6 protein-coding genes are annotated in these 5,447 nt (G+C 70.8%); 1 reads left to right on the top strand and 5 read right to left on the bottom strand.

Going from position 1 to position 5,447, the window contains the following annotated elements; all coding sequences use genetic code 11:
* The first annotated feature begins 371 nt into the window (after positions 1 to 371).
* Entirely contained in the window at positions 372 to 938 is a 567-nt protein-coding gene (locus ACOV8S_RS09595) for a GNAT family N-acetyltransferase (protein WP_448317283.1), read from the top strand.
* A 290-nt stretch (positions 939 to 1,228) separates the two neighbouring features.
* Here the strand turns inward: ACOV8S_RS09595 and ACOV8S_RS09590 are convergent, their stop codons facing one another.
* The 5 genes from ACOV8S_RS09590 to map form a co-directional block, all read right to left on the bottom strand.
* Entirely contained in the window at positions 1,229 to 2,353 is a 1,125-nt protein-coding gene (locus tag ACOV8S_RS09590) for a DUF4190 domain-containing protein (RefSeq protein WP_448317282.1), read from the bottom strand.
* Positions 2,354 to 2,434: 81 nt separating this feature from the next.
* A complete protein-coding gene (locus tag ACOV8S_RS09585; protein WP_448317281.1) occupies positions 2,435 to 3,085 on the bottom strand; it encodes a nucleotidyltransferase family protein in 651 nt (216 codons plus the stop codon).
* Positions 3,082 to 3,732 (bottom strand): DUF402 domain-containing protein, encoded by a 651-nt coding sequence (locus ACOV8S_RS09580; RefSeq protein ID WP_448317280.1) that lies wholly within the window; start codon positions 3,730 to 3,732, stop codon positions 3,082 to 3,084. The genes ACOV8S_RS09585 and ACOV8S_RS09580 overlap by 4 nt, the downstream gene beginning before the upstream one ends.
* 190 nt (positions 3,733 to 3,922) lie before the next feature.
* Positions 3,923 to 4,609, bottom strand: a complete 687-nt coding sequence (locus tag ACOV8S_RS09575; protein WP_448317279.1) for a glycoside hydrolase family 11 protein — start codon at positions 4,607 to 4,609, stop codon at positions 3,923 to 3,925.
* A 313-nt stretch (positions 4,610 to 4,922) separates the two neighbouring features.
* On the bottom strand, positions 4,923 to 5,447 hold a 525-nt coding region (map, locus tag ACOV8S_RS09570), incomplete at its 5' end, for a type I methionyl aminopeptidase (RefSeq protein ID WP_448317278.1).

The raw sequence follows: 5,447 nt of genomic DNA, 5'->3' as shown, positions 1-5,447 counted from the left end.
CCCCCCCCCGCCACCCCCGCCACCGCACCCGAGCCCCGCGCCTGCCTGCGCGCCCACTTCTCCGCGCGCCGGCGCCGTCGACGTACCGCCATCGTTCCCCCGTCTCCTCCGCACCGGAGCACCGCGGCGTGCTCCGACGGGCACGCGCGGGCCTGACGCGGGCTGGGTGCACCCGCCACCTTTCATGTGTAGGGGCGTTCCGGTGACGCCGGAGGCGGGTCGCCGGCGAATGGCACGAACCCGTCGGACCTGGCCGATCAGCATGCGTTGCATCAGCGGCGACACCTCATGTGCCGACCCGCCGGGAAAACCCGTTGCGAGTGGTACGGGGCGGCTGTCTGATGGGCCGGTCACCGATCAGGGGAGGCCACATGGGAACGTCGCTGCCCGTCCCGGCGTTGCGGACCGCTCGCCTTCGACTGCGTGCCTTCGAGGAGACGGACGCGGACGACCTTTACACGCTGCACAGCGACGCCCACGTACTGCGTTACTGGGACTCGCCGCCGTGGACCGACCGCGCACGCGCTGACAGGTTCCTCGAGGTGTGCCGGCAGATGGAACGGGAGGGCACGGGGACGCGACTGGCCGTGGAGCGTGCGTCCGACGGGGCGTTCATCGGCTGGTGCACCCTGGCCGGGTGGAATCCGGAGTACCGCAGCGCCTCGCTCGGCTACTGCTACGGCGAGGCCGCATGGGGCAACGGCTACGCGACCGAGGCCGCGGGCGCTCTGCTGCGGTGGGCGTTCGACACGCTGGACCTCCATCGCGTCCAGGCGGAGACCGACACGCGCAACGTGGCTTCCGCCCGCGTGCTGGAGAAGCTCGGCTTCGTGCGTGAGGGGACCTTGCGGGAGGACTGCGTCGTCAACGGCGAGGTCTCCGACTCGTGGGTCTTCGGGCTGCTCCGGCGGGAGTGGCAGCCGGCGCCCACCCTCTGAGTCGTCCGCCGCTCGGCGCCCCCGTCCCTCTTCACCTGGGCGAGGCACTGAAGACCGTGGTCAGCACCCAAATCGATGCCGGGTAGTACGCGCACACGGGCGACCGCTGAGTTCGACGCGTGCCCCTTGAGCGATCTCTCGCTGTGGGGACAGGTCGGTACGTTCGTCCACCACGCGGAACAGGAACGCCGGTTCCATGCGGGCCTGGACCCGATGACTGGCGAACCAGACCCCTACGCAGCATGTTCGCCTGACGGACGACAGCCGTCCTGCCCCTTCGGCGCGGCACTTCAGAACAGCAGGGAAGACGGCGGGTACTGGTACTCGGTGGTGACGGGACGGGGGGTGGACAGCTTCAGCTGGGTGCGCAGCGCGGCGACCGTTCCGGCGACGTCGTCCGCCACCGTCTGCTCGGCCACGGCCCACTGGTCGCAGAATGCGTCGACGTCCTCCAGCATCGCCAGCTTCTCCCACTCGCCGCGCACGCCGTCGGCCTTTTCGGCGAGTTCGGCGGCCAGCGGGGCAGCCTCCCCTTCCCACTTGTGGTCCCGCAGGTCCTGGGCGTACAGCCCGAGGTAGCCGGCGACGTCGGATCCCCACTCCTGGTGGTGGACGAGTGCTTCCTCCACGTCGTCGAGCGGCACTCGGGCCAGGGCGGCGTTCAACTGGCCTGCGGCCTCCAGATAGGCCCGCTGGTGACGGTCGAGCGCGTCACCGTCCTGACGGAGCGACCCGGTGAGCTGGTCGCCGTACTCCGCCGGGGCGAACGCGCAGACGGCACCGCGCTCACCGCGGGCCCAGTCCTCCTCCGACGGGGGGTAGAAGTGGAAGCGCGCCTGCTCGTAGAGCTTCCAGGCATCCGGGCTGTAGGCACTCATCTGCTCCGCGCACCACTGGTCGACCACGGCGACCACCTCGCCGTCCCCCGGGAACGCGCCGGCCGGGAGGTCGAGACGGGCGTACACCTCAGCGTCGTGGGGGTCCTCGCAGGACGCCTCGTCGATGTCGACGACCGCGTACGTCGCCAGATCCGCCGGGTCCTTCGGCGCACCGGGCTCGTCGAAACAGTCACGGGGTTCCAGGCCGGCCGTGACGGAGGCCTGGCCGGTGCTCCGACCCAGGGCCTTGACGAGCCTCTCCCGCAGGGCCTCACCGCCGGTGGTGGTGAAGAACAGGACCATGAGCAGCGTGCCGGTGGCGGAGAGGGCCATCCCCGCGAGCGCCGGGCCTCGGCCACGCCGACCGGTCCTTCTGATGCCGACAAGGGCGATCGCGCCGAGTATCAGACCGAGTGGCGGGACGAAGCACAGGAGGCCGGAGGCCAGGGCGGCGATGGCGAACCGGTCGTAGGCGGGCCTGCCGACGGTGGGTTCGGGGGTGCCGGGTCTGTGCGGGTCGGGCTGGTCGGTGGCCACGGGTGGTGCTCCTCGGGAGGACATGACATGTCGACGGGGGAATGGCGTGCGCATGCTATGTGCATGCCATTCCCCCGTCGCTCACCGCCCCTGGCTTTCGCTGCGCGCGGAGCCGGGCGGGTGGAGTTCGCCCGTCGGGGCGGGCCAGTCCAGGACGGTCAGCTCGGGCCACTGGCGGCGCCACCGGACCGCCTTGGTCTCGTAGACCTCACGCGGCGCGAGCACCGGGTTGGGACGGACGACGAGGTTGAAGACGTCGGCGAGGCCGTGGGGCGCGTACACCCGCCATCGTCCTGACGGGCCGAGGCGCACACCCAGGCAGCAGGTGGTGGCGGCGAAGCTGTCGATCGCGGCCTCGGTGGAGGTGTACGGGGTGCACGGGACACCGAACTTCTCCTCGTACCAGAGGTGCACGCGGGCCTCGTTGCGGATCTCGACCTCGGCGGGCAGACCGGCGAAGACCTGCTCGGCGGCCCGGATGACCGCGTCCTCGGCCTCCCAGGAGAGATCGCGGTCGTCGAAGTAGAAGAGGTCGTAATCCTTGATGCCGTCGGCGGGCGGTCTGCCGGTGACCACGTTCCAGACCGTCTGGAAGAGGCAGCCGGCCGTCAGGTACCAACCGGGCAGGCGAAGTTGCGGTGCGCGGTGCAGGACCTCCGTCAGGACGTCGTTGCGGGACAGTGTGGACCGCAGGGCGAGGAGTTGTTCGTCGAGCGGGAGGCGTCCGATCACTGCTCGTCGCCCCCGTCACGCAGGCGCGGGGTGGGCCAGAGGGAGTCCCAACGCCATGTCTGCCAGGCGGCGGCGTCGGCGAACGGGCCGGAGCGCTCCTCGATCATGGCGAGGGCCTCGTCACGGGCGGTGTTCACGGCTTGGTGCTCGGTGTCGGTGACGATGCCGAGGCGGCGCACGTGCGCGTACTCGTCCTCGTCCTTCCAGCGCCAGGTGGTCAGGTCCGGGGCGACGAGGAGGTCGACCGTGAGGTCGAGGGTGTCGTAGCCGTCGGGGGTACGGGCGGTGGGATGCTCGAAGTTCACGTACCAGGTCCGCAGCCCGGCGGCGGTGTAGAAGGCGTTGACGCTGAACCAGGTGTGCTGCGGCTTCCACAGCAGCACCTCGGTCTGCTGCCAGGTCGCTGAGGTCAGCTCCCAGGTGTCGGTCGCCATCGCGTCGAAGGCGGCCAGCCGGATCGAGCGGTCCCCGTCCTCGCGGGCCTTGGCGTAGAGGGTGGGCCAGCGGGTCTCCGCCCCTGGGGGGCAGGCCGCCAGGAGGGTCTCGCCGGTGTCCTCGATGACGCGCAGCGCGTGCTCGCTCCATACCCGGCCGGAGCGGTGCACGTCCCGGCGGACCACGGTGCGGCCCGTGCTGAACCTGCGCATGCGGGTGTCCTCTCGTTCGTGTGGGCCGACGATGCCGTCGGTGTTCTCCCCCATACTCCGCTGGAGCAAGGGGGCACGGTGAGAGGTGCGTTCGCACGGGTCCATGTGTGTCGTCGCTTCGTGAGCACGCTGCTGGAGGCGGACGGGGTGGGCCGTACGGGCGGCGGTGTGACGAGGGGGCGGGGAGCCTTCAGCCGACCGTGAGGCTGGAGGTGCCGGAGCTCTGGTAGCCCTCGGTGGCCATGATCATGTAGTGGCTGAAGCTGCCGAGCTCCATGCCGGCGCGGGACCAGGCGTCGAAGTGGTTGCCCGTGGTGATGATGCCCCCGGTGCGCTTCTGCTGACGGACGCTCCAGAACTGGCTGAAGGTCTTCGTTCCTTCCACGGACGGCGCGTTGTACCGGGTCGTCTGGTAGATGTCGTAGGTGCCGCCGTCGCTGGTGACGGTGCCCCGGGGGGAGCCGGTCGGACGGTAGGCGCCCCAGTTGTCGACGACGTAGTACTCGACCAGCGGGTTCGCGGTCCACCCGTACAGACACAGGTAGGCGTTGCCCGAGGGCGAGAAGCTTCCGGAGTAACGCACCGTGCGACGGCTGCCGTTGCTCCATCCCTTGCCGGCCACGAAGTTCCCCGTGTCGCGCCAGGTGGTGCTGCAGGCGCCGCCCGGCCGCAGCGTCAACGCGACCGTGTCGGGGGCGTCGGTCCAGAAGGAGTAGAAGAACCCGCTGTCCGTGCCCGTCCGGTTGGCCGTGACCGTTGGGTCGGCGTGGGCCGTGCCGGGCAGGAGCAGCCCCGAGGTGGCGGCGACCAGGGCTCCCGTGCCGCCGATGAAGCCCCTGCGGCTCGGCCCCCGGACGGGGCCCTTCTCGTCGTGCACGACTCCTCCTGCCGAAGGCTGGCGGGGCGCTGGGCGGTCGTGGGAAACCCAGGCGGTCTTGCAGAACGCCGAGTTTCGTGACGGCCCATGCGGTGTGTCAATACTTTCGACCAGTGTTGCGAAAGCCGTTGCGTGGGAGATCGGTTGAGAGTGAGTGATTGGTGCAGGTCGTGGACGTGGGAAGGGTTCCGCGGAGGGGAGGGGGGTGCGGGTTCTCGACTTTCGCGGAGAACGGGCGGAGGTCGACTTTCGCCGTATCGCGCAAGTTTCGAGGGCTTGGACGAAAGGGTGCGGGGGTGTTCCGCGGTCGGGGTCAGGGCAGGGTGAGGATGCGGGGGCCCTGGTCGGTGATGGCCACCGTGTGCTCGATGTGGGCGGCGCGGCTGCCGTCGGTGGTGCGGAGGGTCCAGCCGTCGGGGTCGGTGCGGTAGGCGTCGTTCCCGCCGGCCATGAGCATGGGCTCGATGGCGAGGACGAGGCCGTGGCGGAGGGGGTAACCGCGGTTGGCCCGGCCCCGGTTGGGCACGTGGGGGTCCTCGTGCATCTGGCGGCCGATGCCGTGGCCGCCGAAGTCGGCGGGCATGCCGCAGCCGGCCTCGCGGGCGACGGAGCCGATGGCGTGGGAGATGTCGCCCATCCGGCCACCCACCCGGGCGGCGGCGATGCCCGCGTCCAGGGCGCGGCGGGTGGCGTCGATCAGGGCGACGTCGGCCGGGCGCGGCGTTCCGACGGTGAAGGTGATCGCGGCGTCGCCTGTCCAGCCGTCGAGGCGGGCGCCGCAGTCGACGCTCACCAGGTCACCGTCGGCCAGGCGGTAGGTGGTGGGGATGCCGTGGAC

Source organism: Streptomyces sp. CO7, from assembly GCF_053474865.1.
The sequence above is the reverse complement of the archived record's forward strand: the minus strand, read 5'-3'. Positions and strand labels throughout refer to the sequence as shown.